Below are 19,248 nucleotides of genomic sequence, written 5' to 3'. Positions count from 1 at the left end.
CCCTGCGCAGACCATGGGACTGCTGAATTCATGCTAGGCGACCCGCGCCGCGCGTTGGTGCCTGAAACCACGTCACCATAGCTCAGCCTTCAAGCGCGCTGGCCTTTCATATTGCCGTGCCGTGCCGTGCCGTGCCGGAGCCGATGATGCGGCTTCGCATTCCGGGTGTGGTCTATCGCCGTCTGGACGATCTGCAGCAGCCGGCAGACCTGCTGCTGGTCAGTCGGAACGGGGGAGGGCGGCGGAGCCGTGCGCACACTCCTGGGGATCGCGCGGCAAGCCCTGGCGGATTGACCCGCCGCGCCTCGCTCAGCCCTTCAGGGCCTCATGGGCGAGCACACTGCGGGTAGTGGTCTCGTAGTGCTCGGCCAACAGCGCGCAGGCCTTGTCGACGTCCCGAGCCAGCGCAGCATCGAGCAGAGCGCGGTGTTCGCCTGGAACGTCGCGGGCACCGTTGTCGTTGTAGTGCACCGAGAGCATGCGATAGCGCGCGGTCTGGTCGCGCAGCAGGTGCGACAGGCGCAACAGCCAGGGCGAACGGCAGTTGGCGATGAGTACCTGATGGAACGTCTCGTGAGCCTGTTCCCAGTCCGGCTTCATCAGCCGTTCCGGACCTTCGACGATGGGCAGGCGGTCCAGGCGGTGGTGCGCGGCGATCAAGCGGCTTTCCCATTCCAGATCGCCGTTGCGGATGGATTCTGCCAGCGCCTGGCACTCGATGAGCTGGCGGGTAGCGGTGATGTCGCGGATCTCCTCGGCGGAGATGCGGCCGACGCTGAAGCCCTTCTGGTCCTCGGAGCTGACGAAGCCGCTGGCGGCCAGACGGGACAAGGCCTCACGCAACGGGATGACACCGGCGTCGTAATGCTCGGCTAGCTCCTTCAGGCGCAGGCGGCTGCCCGGCGCCAGGCGACCGTTGATGATGTCTTCACGGACTCTGGACTCCAGCTGCGAAGCCATGGTGCGCTTTTCCGGCGCCTCGGGCTGCTGCGACCAGCGTTCGGCTTGGTTCATGGGGTGTACCGCGTGTTGTTGCTGATGGACAGATAATACACAGAAGGCCATTTTATCGATAATTATAAAAATATATATTTTATCGTTGACGACATATTTTCATCGGGTTAGCTTAGGACCCACGCCGCACTGCCTGGCGGTCGTCACGAATCACAACAAGAGGTCAGCTCCATGCGTTATGTCCGCTTCTCTCATCAAGGCCGCCCGGTGCTGGGCGTTCGTACTGCCGAAGGCGTCAGGGTTCTCGGCGAGGTAACCCTGGAGTCGCTGCTGGAACGCGGCGAGGACCTGGCCGTATTCGGCGCCGATGCGCAGGGCCCGCTAGTGGAGATCGGCGAGCAGGATTATCTGCCGCTGATGAAGACGCCCGGCAAGATCATCTGCGTCGGCCTGAACTATGCCGACCACACCAAGGAATCGCCCTACGCCCAACCGGACTACCCGACCCTGTTCCCGCGCTTCAACAGCAGCCTCATCGCCCACAACAAACCCCTGGTGCGCCCGCGCATTTCGGACACCCTGGATTACGAGGGCGAAATGGCCGTGGTGCTCAAGAGCGGTGGCCGGCACATCCCCAAGGACCAGGCGCTGCAGCATGTCGCCGGGTATGCGCTGTTCAACGAAGGCTCGGTGCGCGAGTACCAGTTCAAGTCGCCGCAGTGGACGGTGGGCAAGAACTTCGATGACACCGGCGCGTTCGGCCCGGACCTGGTGACCGCCGACGAACTGCCCGCCGGCGGCAAGGGCCTGCTGCTGCAGACCCGCGTCAACGGCAAGGTGGTGCAATCGGCCAACACCGAGGACATGCTGTTCGACGTGGCTACCATCATCTCGACCCTGAGCGAGGCGGTGACGCTGGAGGCGGGGGATGTGATCGTCAGCGGCACCCCGGCCGGCGTCGGTTTCGGCATGGATCCGAAGGTCTATCTGAAGGCCGGCGACGTGGTGGAAGTGTCCATCGAAGGCATCGGCACCCTGGTCAATCCGGTTGTGGACGAAGCCTGACTCCGGGAATTCCCGGCCAGATCGAAGCCTCCCGCTCCGAGGCTTCGACGACAAGAACAACAATTGGAGGCGATCATGGCTATCACCCCGCGTGGTGTGCATTCGATCGATCATTACGCGCTCTTCGTCCCTTCGCTGGACGACGCGCGCCGCTTCTTCGCGAGCTTCGGCCTGGATGTCAGCGACACCCCCGGCGGTCTCGAACTGCGGGCTGCCGACGGCCACTGCTGGGCGCGAGTACTGCCAGGGCAGGGCAAGAGCCTTGCCTACCTGAGCTTCAACTGCTTTGCCGAGGACTATTCGGCGCTGCGCCAACAGGTCGAGGCCAGCGGCGCTCGTTTCGAGGAACACGACGGCGAAGGCTTCTGGTTCCGCGACCCCGACGACAATCTGCTGCAGGTGAAGGTTGGCCCCAAACGCATGCCCGACCACAAGCCTGCAGTAGCGCCTGCCAGGGCTGCGGTGCGGGGTGTCGGCACGCGTGACGCGGTTCCACAGGTGCGGCCGCGGCGATTGTCCCATGTGCTGCTGTTCAGCCCCGACGTATTCCGTGCTGTCGAGTTCTTCGAACAGGCCTTGGGGCTGCGCTTGTCGGACCATTCCCAGGACATCATCGCGTTCACCCACGCTCCGCACGGCTGCGACCACCACCTGGTGGCCTTCTGCAAGAGCGCTGCGAAGGGGTTCCACCACGCAGCCTGGGAGGTCGACAGCGTCGACGACGTCGGCAACGGCGCCGAGCAAATGGCCAACGCGGGATTTCGCGAGGGCTGGGGCACCGGCCGGCATTGCCTGGGCTCCAACTACTTCCACTATGTCCGCGACCCCTGGGGTTCGTTCTGCGAATACTCGGCGGACATGGATTTCATCGAGGCCGGTAGCCAGTGGCCGGCGGGCGACTTCCCACCCGAGAACTCGCTGTACCTCTGGGGCCCCAGCGTCCCCGAGTATTTCGTCCTCAACACCGAGGCCGACAGCGCGCCGGCCAAAAGCTAGCGCTTCCAGCGACGCAGGCCGTTCTCCGCGATCAAGCGCCTCCCAGGCTTTCCTGGGAAGAGGGGAGCGGCTTGCCTAAAACCCACCCGGTTTCAGGTCAGCACAGATGAACGAAAACAAGATCCATGACGTGGCCATCGTTGGCTACGGCCCCGTCGGCCAGACCCTCGCCATCCTCCTGGGCAACCTGGGCTACAGCGTTGCCGTGTACGAGCGCTGGCAGTCCCTCTATCCGCTGCCGCGCGCAGTGTTCCACGATCACGAGATTCGTCGTGTGTTCCGCATGATGGGCCTGGAGGAAGAACTGCAGGAGATTTCCCAGCCTTCCGCCTGCTACCAGTGGTTCAACGCCGACTGGAAGGTGCTGGTGGAGATCGACTGGTCGGCCGAATCCATCAGCGACGGGCCGTTCGGCTACCTGTTCAACCAGCCCGGACTGGAGGCCATCCTCGACCGTCGGGCCAAGGCCATCGGCAACGTCGAGGTGCACCAGGGCTGGGAAATGCTCGGGCTGAGCCAGGACGAGCAGGGCTGCGAGCTGCGCCTGCAGCGTACCCAGCGCGGTGAGCAGACATCGGCGGACAGCGAACGCACCGTGCGCGCCCGCTATGTGATCGGCGCGGACGGCGCCAACAGCGCAGTCCGCCGCGAGTGCGGCATCGACTGGCAGGACCTCGGCTTCCAGGAAGACTGGCTGGTGGTCGACCTGCAGCCCAGGACCGGCGTCGAACTGGACGTGCCGGACATCGGCCAGTGGTGCAACCCGGTGCGGCCCACCACCATGGTGCCCGGTGGCCCCGGCTACCGGCGCTGGGAGTTCATGCGCCTGCCCCACGAGACGCTGGATGACCTGCAGAGTACCGACAAAGTCTGGGAGCTGCTGTCGCCCTGGGTGACGCCGGACACCGCGACCCTGGTTCGCCACGCCGTCTACCAGTTCCGCTCGCGCATCGCGCAAACCTGGCGCCACGGCCGCGTGCTGTTGGCCGGAGACGCCGCGCACCTGATGCCGCCGTTCATGGGGCAGGGCATGTGCTCGGGTATTCGCGATGCCTGGAACCTCTCCTGGCGCCTGGACCTGATCTTCAAGGGCATCTGTTCCGAGACGCTGCTCGACAGCTACACCCTGGAGCGCAAGCCACAGATTCGTGCGGTGATCGATGCCTCGGTGGAGATGGGCAAGGTGGTCTGCGTAGCCGATCCGCAGAAGGCTGCCGAGCGTGACGCGGCTTTCCTGTCCGGCCAGGTGCCGCCGCTGCCGCCGTTCCCAGGCCTAGTGGATGGCGTGGTGCACAAGGACGAACGCAACGGCCGAGCCCTGGGTCCGGCCGGCTGCCTCGGCGTACACGGCGAGATCGAGTACGAAGGACGCCGCCAGCGCTACGACGACGCCTTCGGTCGTGGCTTCCACCTGCTGAGCATCGGCGACGATCCGCTGTTCTCATTGAGCAGCGCACACAAGGCGCTGCTGGAACGGTTGCAGGTGACGGTCGTGCGCCTGAGCCAGGACGGCGCCCCCGGAACCTGCCGCGACCTGTCGGGCAAGTACCACCAGTTCCTCCGTGCTGCGGGCCTGCAGGCAGTGCTGGTTCGCCCCGACTTCTATGTCTACGGCGGCATCACCCATGCCGGCGAACTGCCCCAGTTGCTCGATGCCCTGAACCGCGACCTCGACCTGCCGTCCGCTCGGGGCGGAGCAGTGCAGGAGGGACGTCGTCCCCTCGCCGCGCAGCTGTAGTTCCTTCCCGATCAGCTCCTACCGTGTCCGCGGGGTATTCCCGCGGACCTTTCTGAAAACAACAACAAGAGACAGATCGATGCACAACATCAAGGTGAAAACGCTTGGTGCGGTTCTGGCCGCCCTGGCGATTGTGGAATGCAATGCAGCCGAGGCTCCGGCGCCGGGAGAGGGTAGCCTGTTCAAGAGGCTCTTCGGCGACAGCCTGGAGCGCGATTACGGCATTACCGTTTCCGGTCTGTTCGACACCGCCTATGTGCGCAACAACCGCTCTACCCACGATGAGCGCAGCGATGGACTGAGCAACCTGCCGCTTACCGGCATGTCCGACGAGGGACTGGAGTGGGGTGGTCTGCACCTGTTCGTCGACAAGGCGCTCAAGGGCACCTTCGTCCCTCGCGTCACGCCGTTGCCGGGCCCCAAGCCGGAAGACTTCGCCTTCGGTTTCACCTTCGAGGCCAACTACGGACGTAATGCCCAGTTCGCCCGCACCTATGGCTGGGATATGCACTGGAACATGAACGAAGAGGACAACCTCCGGGCGCAGAAGGACAAGGATCGCTTCCTCGCCGTCCCCAACATCGCCGCCACCGCGTACGTGCCCTACGGGCCGGGCTTCAACTTCATGGCCGGCGTGTTCGGCCCCGCGCTGGGCTACGAGATTCCGCCGAATATCCGGCAGGCGCGCAACCCCTTCGCGAGCAAGACCTACGCCTTCGTCAGCGAGCCCGGGACGGTTTCCGGCGTGCTGGGAGGCGTGCGTCTGCTCGATGGCGAGCCCGGCATCCTCGGCTTGGAACTGGGTGTAGTGCAGGGCTGGAACAACCTGCGCGACAACAACGACGGCAAGTCGGTAATGGGTGCGCTGCGCTGGCGCACGACGGACATGAACACCTGGGTCGACTACGAATTCATCGTCGGTGATGAGCAGAACGACAGCGCCTCTGACGTGCAGGCACCGCCGGCGCGACTGATCGCCGACAGTGGCCAGCTCAAGCAACAGCACTCGCTCAATGGCTGGCACAAGTTCGACGAGCACTGGTCGATAGGCGCCGAGGTGGTCTATGGCCACCAGGCCGGCGACGGCAAGGCCAGTACCGTGGATGTGCTCACCGGCCCCGGTTTCGACGGTGCGCACTGGTGGGGCGCCAACGCGGTGCTGACCTACCAGTACCGCCCGGACCTGTCCTTCTCCCTGCGTGGCGAGCATTTCAGTGATCCCGATGGCTTCATCCTGTTCCCCACCAGCACCGCCCGCGGCGACTTCAATGCCCTCACCACCGGCCTGCGCTGGGACGTGACGGGCAACCTCTCGCTGCGCCCGGAGCTGCGTTACGACTGGTTCGACGGCCGCGACCACGGCAGCCCCTACGGCAACGGCCGTGATCGTACGCAACTCACCACCATGGTCGAAGCGCTCCTCTACTTCTGACCCCTCGCCACCGCCCCGAGTACCCACGCCATGCACAACAACGACAAGAAGTGGAATGCGCGCTACGAATATGCGGCTGTCGCCATGCTCGCCCTGGGCTTCGGCCTGGTCGGTCTGGACCGCTTCATCATCCTACCGCTGTTCCCGGTGATGATGAGTGAGCTGCACCTGGACTACCAGGACCTGGGCAATATCTCGGCGATCCTTGCGATCGCCTGGGGGATTTCCTCGATCTTCATGGGGCGCCTGTCTGATCGTATCGGGCGACGCAAGGTGCTGATCCCGGCAGTGCTGCTGTTCTCCCTGCTGGCCGGCCTGTCCGGGCTGGCCAACGGCGTCGCCGCGCTGCTGCTGATCCGTGCTGTGATGGGCGTTTCCGAGGGCGCTTTCACGCCGACGGCCATCGCCGCCACGGCGGAGTCCTCGCACCCCTCACGGCGCGGCTTGAACATTGGCATCCAGCAGGCCTTCTTCCCGATCCTCGGCCTGGGCCTTGCACCGATTCTGGCGACCCAGTTGCTGCTGGTGCTGCCATCCTGGCGCTGGGTGTTCGCGGTGGTCTCGCTGCCTGGCTTCCTGCTCGCCTGGTTCATGTACCGCAACCTACGCGAGACGCGTGTGCCGAGCGCCTCTGCGGCATCGGAGGAGAAGGGCCAGTGGCTCGATGCGCTGTGCTACCGCAACGTGCCGCTGAACATCCTCGGCATGTTCTGCATGCTCACCAGCCTGTTCGTGCTCAGTGTGATGATGCCCAACTACCTCACCGACTACCTGCACCTGGAACTGCAGCAGATGGGCTTTGTTATGTCCGCCATCGGGCTGGGCGGCTTCATCGGCCAGTTGGTGCTGCCGGGGCTGTCCGACCGGCTGGGACGCAAGCCGGTGGTGCTGGGCAGCTTCGTTGCCACCGGCACCTGCATCTGGCTGCTGATGCATACCGGGGCCGAGCCGCTGACGCTGTTCGTGCTGCTGTTTTTCACCACCTTCTTCAACTTCAGCATGATCTGCATGACCGTCGGCCCGCTCACCGGCGAGTCCGTGCCGCTGCCCCTGGTGTCCACCGCGACCGGCTTAGTGGTGGGGATCGGTGAGGTGTTCGGCGGTGGGGTGGCGCCGGCGCTGGCTGGCTACATCGCCCAGCACCAGGGCATCCAGTACACCCTCTATCTCGCCTTGGGTGGTGTGGCGCTGGGGTTGCTGGTCGCCTGTCTGCTGCGAGAGACGGCGCCGCTGCGCAGCAAGGTGACGACCGGGCAGAGCGGTGAAACCGCCTGAAGCGATAGCGCCGACAGGATGTTGGTGCGACGAAGGCGGGCCCTACCGTGCCGGCTTCGTCCTTGCCATGTGCCGGATGCACATGCCGCCGTCGGTGCTACCCGCACCAAACGACGTCCTTCCTCGCACCGGGCCGGGCGGCGTCCGCCATAAGCGGATGCCGCCCTGTCCCTTGTCCGCCAGGCAGAGCAGACCGGCCTATTTCATTCATGTTGGTGTAAAGCAGCAGGGCCGTCTGTTATTGGCGAGATGCAGCTACCGACCCATAGCGGAACAAAGGCTGAGGGGATACTGGACTCAGGTTAGTTTTGGGCATGATGCGACCGATCAGATACCAATTTAGGTGAGTGGATGAGCGTGGTATTGATTGCGCTAGCAAAGACCTTTGTTGAAGGCCGGCGAAGCAGCGAGGAGTTTGCGGAGCAGTATTTTGATATCTGGCGGCAAGAGCGCAATTCCGGTAAGTCGCGAGAGGATGACGATGTGCTTGCTGAGTGTGTCAGTGATCTGTTTTGCCTCGCGGACTGCTTCAAAGCCGCCCCAAAGCTCAACGACTTCGATCTGAACGAAATCGAGCTACGGCAGAAGGTCGAGGAAACGCTGAGAAAATACGGATTCATCCAACTCAGCCGAAAGCATGACGTCCGCTTCTGGCCGATTTCTGCCTGTTGCCAACGGCAGCAATGGGTAGATGTCTTCTGATAGGAGACCATCCTGCCCAGCGGCTCAGGGGAGCTGACCGTCACTGGTCAAGTCGAAAGAAAACGGTGGTCAGGGCCAATGCGATCAACTGGTCAAGTCAGATGCAATTTCGCAAGTGAGGGCAACCCCCATGGACAAAACCCTGGAAACCATCCTGTGCTCACGGTACCCCAAGCTTCTCCCTGCGCAGGGGCACGGATGCCTTCAGTTATTCGGCTTCGAGTGCCAGGACGGCTGGTTCGCACTGATCTACGCCGCCTGCGAACTGATACAACGGCACACTGACAACAGCGACTCAGCGCAAGTCGTCGCTGTGCAGGTGAAGGAGAAGTTTGGTGGGCTGCGCTTCTACTACCGCGGTGGTGATGACTATGTGGCGGTCGTGATTGACCTGCTGGAACGGCTGTCGGAATCCATCTGCGAACTATGCGGAGCCCCAGGGCGCATCCACGAGCGCAATGGCTGGCTCAGTGCTCGTTGCCAGGTCCATGAGGAAGAAACTGGAACGCCATCGCGGGAAACGAGCGAATGGATCAGTCAGGGGGATTCGATGGCAGCAATGCTGGAGGCCGCACTCAGACTCTTCGCCTCCAACGCAACCGAAACATCGCGCTGGTTGACATCGCCTGCAAGAGCCCTTGGCATGAAAGCCCCGCTCGAGCATCTGCAAGAGCACAACGACCATCGTGATGTAATGAACCTGATTGGACAGATCGAATATGGGGTAGTCCCCTAGACTTCAACTGAAGTGGCTTCAGGCCCCTTGAAGGAAGGCAGCGAAAATCACCCTCACTTGACGTAGATAAGATCAGGGGGCGATTAGCCCCCTGGAAACGCAGAATCTTTCTTACGTCGAGCGCATCAATAGGAACAGGTTCCTCTTCGCTCGAGTGGCTGCAACATGCAGCAAGCACCGCTCGGAAAGCTCTGTATCTTCAGTGACCCCAGCATCCTCATCACGACTGAACTGATCCGCATAGTTCGCAGCCCCCTTGTAGGCCGCCAGGATCACGACGCTGAACTCAAGCCCCTTGATGCGATGCATTGTTGCTAGGCGCACTCCCGGCATCGCAGGATCATCTGCAGTCGAGTTCTCCAGCTTCAAACAAGCCACGCCGGACTGCTGCAACGCGCGCGCAATACCATCTACGTCATCGTTGGTGCGAGCAGCGATACAGATCTGACGAAGCTCCATTCCGTCTTCCTGAAGCTGTTTCAGGATCGCCTGTACGTGAGAAACATCGTCCACCAAAGATGCGGACTCGATGATATCCGGCGCATCACCGTGGGTCAGTGAACGGTACCCACGCAGCGAGTCCGCATTGCCGTCCAGGTCATCAACAGCACAACCTTCAAGCTGAGCGCAGGCCCATTGTCGGATTTCATCAGTCGTACGGTAGTTCACCTTAAGACTGCGGCTGCGCCCTCGCACCTTGATACCCACCCGGCTCAAAACGACTTTGTGGCGATAGATCCGCTGGTGTGCATCCCCCACGATAAACAGGTCGTTTTCCGTCTCTGCTACCGCTGCACGAATCAGCTCAAAGGCAGCGCTGCTGATGTCCTGGGCCTCATCAACAACCATCGCGCGAATTCCAAGCGCCGGTTTCTCCGTGCGCAGGAGCTGGCAAGCCTCTCGGAATGCCTCCTCAGGTTCACGAAGATTTGCTGCCTGCAACTGAGCACGATACTCAGCGAACACGGGCCACAGTGCTTTACGCATGGCCCGCCCCAAGTGCCCCCCTCGCCCTACCCGGCTCGCTCTCATGTAGTCGTCAGCGGTTTCGCAGCCTTGAGGCAAGACCACGCGTTCGTACTCGGCCCGCATGAACTGCGTGGATAGATCGATTGCAGCCGGCATGGCGGCCATGGCCGCCTGCCAGAAGCGACGGCGATCACTTTCGCTGTAAAGCAGGCCATGAGGATAGCCAAATCGGCGCAGCAGCCCTGAGGCCCACTGGTCCAGGTTCACCACCTGGATCTTCTCCAATTCCTGCGGCGTACACAGCAGCTCCAAATGCTGACGAATGTCCTCAGCAAGGGTTTTCGTGAAGGTGGTGAACAACACTGGACGCCCAGGCATCTGAGCATACTGACGAGCCAATCTTGCGGCACGATGCATGGCGACCACAGTTTTACCAGTGCCGGCACCACCGGTGACCTTCACCGGACCATTCCAGTCACGCTCGACCAGCTTGCGCTGACTGGGATGCAGGAATACTCGCCAACGCTCTAACGGAGCCGCCAGTAGCGCCTCGAGATCGCTGTCATCGGTCAAGACCACGAAGTGACGACGTGTACTGTCACGCTCCAGCGCCGCGCCGAAATCGGACTGATCGACTGTTGCGGGAACAGACTGCTCATTGATGATCTTGTCGAAGGACTCCCCCGCCGCGAACAGATAAAGCGCTTCGAATGCCTCGTCCGGCAGAATCGCCTCTAGCGCGTCCAGTTCTTCTTCGCTCGTTACCGCCCGCACAGCAGCCAGACGCTCATCCGGCACGCCCAAGCGGCGAATTTCTCGATCCTTGAGGGCATCGAATAAGCCTTCCGAACCGGCCACCTCAGGCTGGACAACAGCAGCGGAAGCCGATTCCTCCTGCACCGCATATACCTGAATACTTCCGACATCTGGGTGAATGGCAACGCGATGGCGACGAGCCCAGTGGTACGCATCGTCATGCTGATCAACCCAAAGCAGGCAGTACACGCTACCCACCTCCGGCTTGAGCACGATGCCGCGCATATTGTCGTTGATTCGCACAGAGCGCATGTTGGCGTCCGCGGCGTCACGAATCCGTTCGTAGTTAATGCCAGTCGCCATCGGGTTCTGGCGGAACTTGGCCACAAAATTCAGCACAGCCAATTGCTGTGAACGTGGAACCGCAGCAAACGACTTGAGAAAGTCATCGGACATCGCAATCTTGAGCGCTAGCGTCATGCCAGTGTCTCCATCAATAAACTCCTCAGCTCTTGGGGTAACTCACCCGATTCAGCTGCAAAACAGTGCCAGCCCTGAGATGCAAACACAGTCGCTGCCTCCAGGGTGTCTGGCAGGAAGATGGCGACCTGGACTGATGGCCAGGCGATCTCCGCTTCAGCGACAACTCGGCCCTTGCCGTCCAGAAGCTCATAGCCGGGCTCCGGCTCGGCAACTCCTGCCTTAGCCAGCACCAAACACCACACCTGCACCTCTTGAGCGGCGATCTCCATTGCTTCCTGCCAAGCCTCGGAAACGCCGCCCAAGCCGGTCTTTAGCACCGGGCCATCTTGCAGCGCAGGAAGTCCTGGCATGTCGGCAGTTCCCAGCCACAAATGGCGCAAAGGCAGCAACAGATTCATTACTTGCCATAGCTGCTGCCAGCGCTGCTTCAGCTCTTCCTCGGGCGCTCCCGTGTCCTGCCACTCACCGATTACAACAGGCTCAGACTCAATTGAACCATTCCCCGTCATGACCTGTTTGAGTTGGTCTGGATGCATGGAAGCGATCACACCCAGAGTGGCTCCCAACTGACGGGCACCTTGACGATGCCCGTTGAGGTCGACAATCAACCCTAGATCGTCCAAGCGTTTCCAGAACGCCCCCCCCTTCAGCTTATCCAGCACGGAGGGCTCACCCGGCGGCATGAGCATACCCACCGAAAGCGCAACTGAGAGCTTGCGCAGATCATCATGACTCCCCCCCGCCAAGCGCTGATGGAGCTGCATGAAGGGCGAAATTGCCGTCAGTGTTCCCAGGGCAGACACCCCCTGCGCATCGCACAGTTTCTGCACCATCGGAGCTGCCGCGACCGGCACCAGGGTGGGCCAAGGTGCGGCAACGGACAAAGACTTGCCCTGCAAGGCGCACTCGATGTCATCCCACGTCAGTGTCCAAACCGAGAATTTGCCGCTCTTGGCGACTGCCATTCGCTTGGCCAGATCGGTCGAGATGATTTCTTTGTGGTATTGCCAGCCATCCACAAAGACAGCAATCGGCAGATCATCCGCCCTATCGTCCGGCCAAAATACGAAGTCCGGCTTGCACGGAATCACAACCCCATCGCCATGGCCCAGACTCACCTGCAGTTCAATCTTCCAACGACGAGCACCGGCCTGAAGCTGATAGCCAGCCTTGCCCTTGAACAACAGCTCGCTGAGCTTGAACTTGAGACCGGAATGCTCACGGCGCAGCGCTTCGACAAAGCGCTTCTCGAGCATGCTGTCCATAAGATGGTTGACTGGCTGCACATCAGCCAGATGGGTTACCGGCTTGAGCGCGCCCTTGTGCTGTACCACCTCTCCCAGCAACTTCTGCGCAGTGCTACGTGAAATCGACTCCCGATCATGGCTGTTGTGGTATCGGTAGACACAGCGATAACAGCCATCGGTTTCAGCATTCTGATTGCAGGTGCAGCTATTCAGCGCCTGCAGAGCAATGCCGAAAACCTCCAGCAATGGCTCCGGTGCGCGCATCAGTTCCTTCAGATAGCCAGTACCACCCGGCACGCTGTCATAGATAACCAGATAGCAGCGCGGAATATCCGACCCAGCGGCCATGCGCATATCCAAGGCAATGCGTAGATGATCCACCGCACCTCGGAAGCGTTTGGCCAGCCCCAACTCCAATGCAGCGACAAAGCTCAGCAAGGCCTCATTGGTATCGGCGAAACCAACTTCAGGCAGGAAAAGCCTGATGCCCTCACTGGTGAACTCACGATAGAGAAACACGCATTGCTGCGTATTCGCCTCGGGACTCTTGCGCCTGGAACACCAGGTTGCATGGTTGCGGTAGAGCTCCTCCGCTTTCCGCTTACGCTGCAAAGTGCCGCATTCGCTACAGATGCTGAAGCCGGGGCGATTCAGTTCCTTACCCCCGATTTCCATTGGAGCGCCCTGCTCCGACTGCTCACCAAAGTTCACTTCCCGGAAGGTCACTCGGTCCAAGAATTCAAAGCCGAAGGGGAATGTCTGCTCGTCAATCGCAAAGGCCTGGCGCACGGCATCAGGAGGGCTATCGACCAATGCCTGGCGGACATAGAAGCCGCGCTGGCGCTCGTCCGAGTCATCGGCAATACGACTGTCTCGATCAAGCGTACGAGCAAATACAGTGGTCAGGCGCAGCATTTCGTGCACTCGTCCACTGTCTTTCCATAACCCGTCTCCACAGCGCGGACAGTTCGGATGCGGGTCACCCGAAGCCAGTGGCTCGGTGTAGGAGCACTGGCGACAGAAACGCCAGTGCTCCGGCTTGACCTTCGATACATCCACCTGGTTGACCACAACCCGGCGCCCTTCAGCATAGAAGGTGTTGTTTGGCGCCAACTCGGTGATTGCTGTCGAGCCCGGTCGTTCGTACTCAAAGGTTTCCGAATCTGGTGCTGAAGTACCCGGTTTCGGATCACGAACGATGATCGAGCGCAGTAAAACGCCCTGTTCAGGAAAGGCGTAGTTCGGCAGCAACCCTTCATCGGTCAGCACATTCAGGGTGGCCTTACCTTCGATACTACCGATCAGACGCGAGAGCGCAGTGCGATCCTGGACCAGCCTCGTAAGCTCGTCCTCCTGCTCCTCACCGCGAACAGGCAATGCCTGCAGCTTCTCGATTTCCTTGACCGTGGCATCTCGCTTGCGCTTGATGCTCTCGACATCCGAAGCAATACCCTGCAGTCGATTGACGATCTTGTAGGCCAGGGGACTGCCCTGCTCTCCGTCCCCCTGAATAAACCGCTCGAGCCAGGCTTGGGTACCCTCACTTAGGGGCGTGTACGCGCCTTGATTGAACAGTTTCAAAAAGCGCTCAAGCAGGAGCGCACAGTTCTGCTCTACATAGCTCAGCCAGGGGTAAGGGAATCGCGTCGTGCTCTGGTTGACCACCGCGCTGAACACAGCTCGGATTTCCGCCGGAATCTGAGCACTGCGCCCACTCTGATGCACCCAGCAATCCAGAGTGAAGGCCGTGAGCTGCCGCTCCAGGACCGCGGAGGCATTGAGAAAGACCCCGGGCGCCTGGACCGAGCCGGCGATCATGGACTTGGGATCTTCCCAGAAGTACAGATCATGCGGCTTGCTGGTAGCCAGGCTCATCAGCAACGCATTACCCGTACTTCGACCTGCACGCCCCGCACGCTGGATATAGTTGGCCTGCTGCGGAGGCACCGAGCACTGCAGCACGCTCGACAGGTCACCGATGTCGATACCCATTTCGAGCGTCGGAGTCGCAGACAGCACGTTGATGCTGCCGGGCCTTTCTACCTTCGACTTGAAGTTCCGCTCCACCGCCTCGCGGGTTTCTCGGGGTAGCAAGCCAGTGTGTTCGTGGGCCACCACCCGCCGAATATCCGCATGCAGATACAACTTGCGGTAGTAGTCGCCGTTGGCCGTCGCGTCTTGCAGATGGCCCCAACACTCCTTGCGTCGGCAGGGCTCACCGGCCAGATCTTCCTCCGGACCGGACATGAGGGTGGTACGACAGGAGTCACAGCGCCAGCCACGCCCGCCCACCAAGACATGGAAGCCGGCAGGCTCAAGAGCCCAAACCCGGACATCAGCCTTACCGTCAGCGTCCTCATACCTTGCCAATCCGACATGCCCGAGTGCCTCGAACGCCAGGCGATAGATCGGCTGAAGCAGCTGATCGGCACCCAGTGCCAAATCACGCAGCGCGGGCAAAGCGCGGAAAGCCCAGGAGCGGAACAAAGCCGCGTGACTGCCATTAACCGCCGCGCAACGCTGAAATTCGGTCAAGGTAATGAAACGAGGTGGCCGCGGCCCCGACAGCAGCTTGAATTGGCTCGGATTCTTTTTGTACGCCCAGGGGCTGCTGCCCATCCGGGCATAAAAATCCAATTCAGCATCACGCCAGGCACCCACTCGCTGCATGGCCTCGATCAAGCCGCGCAGGAATATGATCAATTCATCGAATGAAGTAGCAGCCAGCGGCTCCAGGGTGTCGCGCAACCTCGGCAACATCCATTGTGTCGCCTCATTCAGCCCCCCTCTGTAAGGCACCACGCTCGCCGTGGCAGTAGCCACCAGCGTTCGACCGATGTAGGCATCCTGGCCGAATTCTGCCTTGATGATCCAAGGCAGCAGTTTGGCCAGTTCTTGCAGTAGATTGCTGCCTGGCGGTAGCTGCCCCTCCGACATTAGCGTTTCATAGTCACGTAGCCACTGCATCTGCGGCGGAAGGAAGTTGGCAACGTACAGTTCGTCACCCAACTTGCCGCGCCAATGCTGATCGAACGCCGCGGGCAACTCGGCCAGAGTCAGGGCATTTCCGTGCGCGCAGGCTTCTGCGATCACCTGGGCCATAGCCGGACGCAGATTCAAACGCCAGGTCCGCGCGGCCAGGAACCCCGCCCGGTGCGCGGCATCCTGAACGGAGTCGGAGAAGGCAATCAGCTTCTTGTCAGCATTGAAGCGGGTGGCAAACAACTGCCCTACCATCACCGCCGCCAAACTGGCCGCCTGAGAGCCGACAATCGTCAGAGTCTTGTACCCGGCGCAATAGGGGCAATCGTGATGGGCCTTGATGAACTTCGCGCCATTGCGGGTCGCCTCGCGCAGGTTGTTGGCAACATGCACAGCCACCAAAGGCTGATCCTCACACTGCGAACATTCGGTTTGCGAGGGTGGGTGTAAAGTGCCGCAGCTTGGGCACACCCGTTTGTGCTCGAAGACTTTTAGGTCCACGTCCTCGGTGGCCGGGAATACGAAGCGCGTCGAAACATCCTCGGCAAAGAACGCACTGTAAAACCCTTGAAGGTCATGCCCCAGCTGATTAGGGCTGGTCTTTTGTACCGTCGCGCCCCACCCCGTGGCATGGCACTCTCGGCAATGAATTACCGGCAGATGTAAGCGCGTCAGATCTGCCTTGCGTAGGTCATCGTGGTGACGTAGCTGCGGCTCCTCATCTAGCACAGCTACCATGCGGCGCAGCTCACGCAGCCAAATCTCGACCTTCACCTGTAAGAAGAAGTCCTGATGTCCGGGCTTACGTGCATGGGCAACCAGCGATAGCAAACTAGACAACCACAGCAAGGCAAAACGCTCGTCGTCGCAGGCGGGAAGGCGTCGATGCAGCAGGGACAGCAAGTCCTCAAGCAGGACAGACTTTGGCCCTAACCGCTCCAGATCCCGCAAAAGATTCTGGAAGGCGAAATGGCACTTCAAGCGCTCGCCCAACGAACAGCGCCAGGCGACGTCGGACACCTGCTCGGCGGAACATGGCTGACCAAACCATAGAGGTACTTGTGCGGCCAGGTAAGCGTGCAAGTCGCCATACTGCTCAGGCGCCAAAACCGCCAGATCAGCAGGCTGCGGACACTGGGTAAACTCCACCAGCGCTTCGGCCAGGTAGTCTCCCACCGACTCGCGGTCCTCAGCGATCACCGCAGCGGCATCCAAGACCTCCCCGAAAATATCGCCCGCGAACGCCAGCAAGTCATCGGCACCATCGTCACCCAGGGTTGCCGATGTACCCACGCACACCAGCTGCCCCGGCGGCGCATTGAGGCGCCCCTTGAGACGGCGAATCAGACAGGCCAGATCGGTCCCCTGAGCACCGTCGAACGTGTGCAACTCGTCTACCACCAGGTAGCGCAGAGTATCCGGCTGCTGCTGAGCCCACAGCGGTGTATCTGCCGCACGGATCAGCAGGAAATCCAGCATCTTGTAGTTGGTCAGCAGAATGTCCGGTGGATTGGCACGCAACGCATCACGATCAGTGATGACCGAATAGCTGCCATCTTCCAGCTGAGTCACCGTTTGCGACTCAACAGCCGGCGCATCGCCAACATACAAACCGGCCCGTACCCCTGACAGGGCGGCGGTCTTGACGATCTCCTTGGCCACCCGGTTGGCCTGGTCACTGGCCAGGGCGTTCATCGGGTACAGGATAATCGCCTTAATGCCGGGACGCCCTTCGGCACGCGCCTGCCGGCAATGCTCCAGAATTGGAAGCAAAAAGCACTCGGTCTTGCCCGAGCCCGTGCCAGTGGCCACCAGCGTGGACTGGGCAGACTCACCTGAGAGCCGAGTAAACGCCTTGGCCTGGTGAGCGTGTGGCACAAAGCCCGTCGGCAACCAGGAATAAACCGGCGCGCTACCGCCCTGATGCTTGCGAAACGGAAGCGGAACCGTCAGATACGGCCCCTTGAAAATATTGCTGCGCTCAGCCAGGAAGCGCTCCAGCAGGCCCTCGAATCCGGGCGTGGTGGAGGGAAATGCAGTGCGCAGAAAGTCTGCGACGCCTTGGGTGACCTGCTGGGAAACAATCAGTGGCTGCATTGATTACGACTCGATCAGATCAGTTTCAAACAACGGCCACCTCGTCACCGAGAACCGCGCCAGCTCGGCACTGCGCTTAAGCAGAGCATCCTTGGTAAAGGCCGGGCTGACGTTGGCACTCCCAGCGGCCAAGTTCTGGATCAGATTGAACTGAGAGCTCCTGTAAAGCTTGGACTCACTCGTTTTTCTCTCGGCCGAACAGTTGCCACAAGCGCTGTTGATGCGCTTCTCCAATGGCGCCAGATTGCCAAGCAGATGGATATGCTCCAGATAGGACTCCGCACTGTGGAAGCCGTACAGGCGCACACCAAAAGAAGCCTCTTGGGGCAGGACATGCTCAATAGTCAAACCATCGGTGTTGAGCTTCACCAGATCGTCGATCTCCAGCCGAGACTCACCAGCCGCCTCCCGAGCAGCGCCTTCAGCCTCAAGCAAGATGCGCGGCAGCCCCGGATTTCTGAACATGTCCTCATTGGCCAGTTTTGCTTGGAATCTGGCACTCGGCATAAAGCGCTGACAGAAATTGATGAGTCGCTCGGCGATTTGCAGCGGACTTAGCCGACTGAAATCGCGCATCAGCGCAGCCATATCCGCTTGCGGGTTAGTGCCCTGCAGCTTGAACACCCGCAAATCCGTCAGCTCGACGAGCTTCAACATCGAGTAGTTCAGGTGCTCAGGAACCCGCGTCTCCAGCAGTTTTCCGTTGAATAGGCTTACCAACAGCGGGTACAGGGTTGCGGCCAGATCCTGCACCACCAACAGCAGATACAGCTCCCGGTTGCTACGAGTGGCTTCCGCCAATGCGAGCAGCCCCCTGAAGAAGTGCTCAAGGTCTCTTACGTACGCCGTGATGAAAGCCGACAAGCGCTCCCTATCACTGCGCATGCGCTTCAGGACCGGCTTGAGGAAGGACTCCAGTACGGTTTCCGAGGTGGCGTTGTAATCCGCGCCGGCCACCACATCATGCTTTTCACCATCAAACGCGAAATAGTGATAACGCAGCACATCGTCTTCACGGAATGGATCGCGGTTGATCAAGCGGATCTGGTAGCCCGGTTCAGCCGCAAGTTTTTTCAGTCTGCTGAAGCAGCGGAAAGCCTCTCCGAAACTGTCGGAAACCATCGAGTCCAGTTCGCCGTCGAGAAAGCGGTTGGAGTAATAAATCAACAGGCTCTTGGCGATATCCATCTTGGCCAGCGGCACACCGCGGTCATTGACCGACTGGAACATGCGGATTGCCTTGCCTTCATTGGCCTCTGTGAACTCCAGCACCTCAAGGTGACTGATCGCCAAGAGCCAGTTCCTTACCGCCTCCTGCCCCTGCTGCCCCCTGATCGCGGCAACCCGATGACGAATCCATTGATAGGCCGTCAACAACCGTTGCTGACCATCGGATTCCGGTTCGGGACTCTCATCATTGAGCAGCGCTGTGAAGAACGCCTGATTGACACCGAGCACCGTGAACTTGGGACCGTACACCGGGTGAAAAATATATGTTCCGCGGTAATGCTCCTTGATTGCAGGCTCATCTACCGCATCCACCAAGGCGTCCAGCAGCATGGTCAGGGTCGTCAGGCGCTGCTGGCCATCGACCACACTCACCGGCGCCACCTTTTCCGTTTGCGAAAGAATGAAGGTGCCCAGGTAGTGCCCACCGCCGAGCTCCATCGCCTCTTCGATGTCCTCGAACAGGTCATCGATGTTGGTGGTTGTCCAGGCATAGTCGCGCTGGTAAGCCGGAATCACCAGTGTCTTGCCGGTGAAGAACTGCTCGATTGTTTGGGTCGCCACAACCAAATTCCCTTTTAAACGATCA

At 60.7% G+C, this 19,248-nt stretch carries 11 protein-coding genes; 7 read left to right on the top strand and 4 right to left on the bottom strand.

Annotation, left to right across the window (positions count from 1 at the left end):
• Positions 1–309 precede the first annotated feature (309 nt).
• Entirely contained in the window at positions 310–1,014 is a 705-nt protein-coding gene (locus tag JHD77_RS15645) for a GntR family transcriptional regulator (RefSeq protein ID WP_223697235.1), read from the bottom strand.
• Positions 1,015–1,185: 171 nt separating this feature from the next.
• Between JHD77_RS15645 and JHD77_RS15640 the strand changes: the two genes are divergently transcribed.
• The 7 genes from JHD77_RS15640 (at position 1,186) to JHD77_RS15610 (ending at position 8,898) form a co-directional block, all read left to right on the top strand.
• Positions 1,186–2,019: a fumarylacetoacetate hydrolase family protein gene (locus tag JHD77_RS15640; RefSeq protein WP_191519296.1), complete on the top strand. Its 834-nt coding sequence runs from the start codon at positions 1,186–1,188 to the stop codon at positions 2,017–2,019.
• A gap of 75 nt (positions 2,020–2,094) precedes the next feature.
• Positions 2,095–3,015 (top strand): VOC family protein, encoded by a 921-nt coding sequence (locus JHD77_RS15635; protein ID WP_191519297.1) that lies wholly within the window; start codon positions 2,095–2,097, stop codon positions 3,013–3,015.
• Positions 3,016–3,121: 106 nt separating this feature from the next.
• Positions 3,122–4,753, top strand: coding sequence for a bifunctional 3-(3-hydroxy-phenyl)propionate/3-hydroxycinnamic acid hydroxylase MhpA (gene mhpA / locus JHD77_RS15630; RefSeq protein WP_191519298.1), 1,632 nt, complete (start codon positions 3,122–3,124; stop codon positions 4,751–4,753).
• Positions 4,754–4,832: 79 nt separating this feature from the next.
• Positions 4,833–6,185: an outer membrane beta-barrel protein gene (locus tag JHD77_RS15625; protein ID WP_191519299.1), complete on the top strand. Its 1,353-nt coding sequence runs from the start codon at positions 4,833–4,835 to the stop codon at positions 6,183–6,185.
• A gap of 30 nt (positions 6,186–6,215) precedes the next feature.
• On the top strand, positions 6,216–7,460 hold the full coding sequence (locus tag JHD77_RS15620; RefSeq protein ID WP_191519300.1) for an MFS transporter: 1,245 nt from the start codon (positions 6,216–6,218) through the stop codon (positions 7,458–7,460).
• Between the two features lie 351 nt (positions 7,461–7,811).
• A complete protein-coding gene (locus JHD77_RS15615; protein ID WP_191519301.1) occupies positions 7,812–8,162 on the top strand; it encodes a colicin immunity domain-containing protein in 351 nt (116 codons plus the stop codon).
• A gap of 130 nt (positions 8,163–8,292) precedes the next feature.
• Complete coding sequence (locus tag JHD77_RS15610) at positions 8,293–8,898, top strand: antitoxin Xre/MbcA/ParS toxin-binding domain-containing protein (protein WP_126525774.1); 606 nt, start codon at positions 8,293–8,295, stop codon at positions 8,896–8,898.
• Positions 8,899–9,009: 111 nt separating this feature from the next.
• Here JHD77_RS15610 and JHD77_RS15605 read toward each other — a convergent pair whose 3' ends face one another.
• Genes JHD77_RS15605 through JHD77_RS15595 form a run of 3 tightly spaced genes read right to left on the bottom strand, consistent with a single transcriptional unit; the run spans position 9,010 to position 19,223 of the window.
• On the bottom strand, positions 9,010–11,103 hold the full coding sequence (locus JHD77_RS15605; protein WP_191519302.1) for a UvrD-helicase domain-containing protein: 2,094 nt from the start codon (positions 11,101–11,103) through the stop codon (positions 9,010–9,012).
• Positions 11,100–17,432, bottom strand: a complete 6,333-nt coding sequence (locus JHD77_RS15600) for a DEAD/DEAH box helicase (protein ID WP_191519303.1) — start codon at positions 17,430–17,432, stop codon at positions 11,100–11,102. Before JHD77_RS15600 ends, JHD77_RS15605 begins: the two co-directional genes overlap by 4 nt.
• 3 nt (positions 17,433–17,435) lie before the next feature.
• Complete coding sequence (locus JHD77_RS15595) at positions 17,436–19,223, bottom strand: DUF262 domain-containing protein (protein WP_191519304.1); 1,788 nt, start codon at positions 19,221–19,223, stop codon at positions 17,436–17,438.
• Positions 19,224–19,248 lie beyond the last annotated feature (25 nt).

This window comes from Pseudomonas sp. P20, assembly GCF_016463925.1.
GTDB classification, from domain to species: Bacteria; Pseudomonadota; Gammaproteobacteria; order Pseudomonadales; family Pseudomonadaceae; genus Pseudomonas; species Pseudomonas aeruginosa.
The sequence above is the reverse complement of the archived record's forward strand: the minus strand, read 5'-3'. Positions and strand labels throughout refer to the sequence as shown.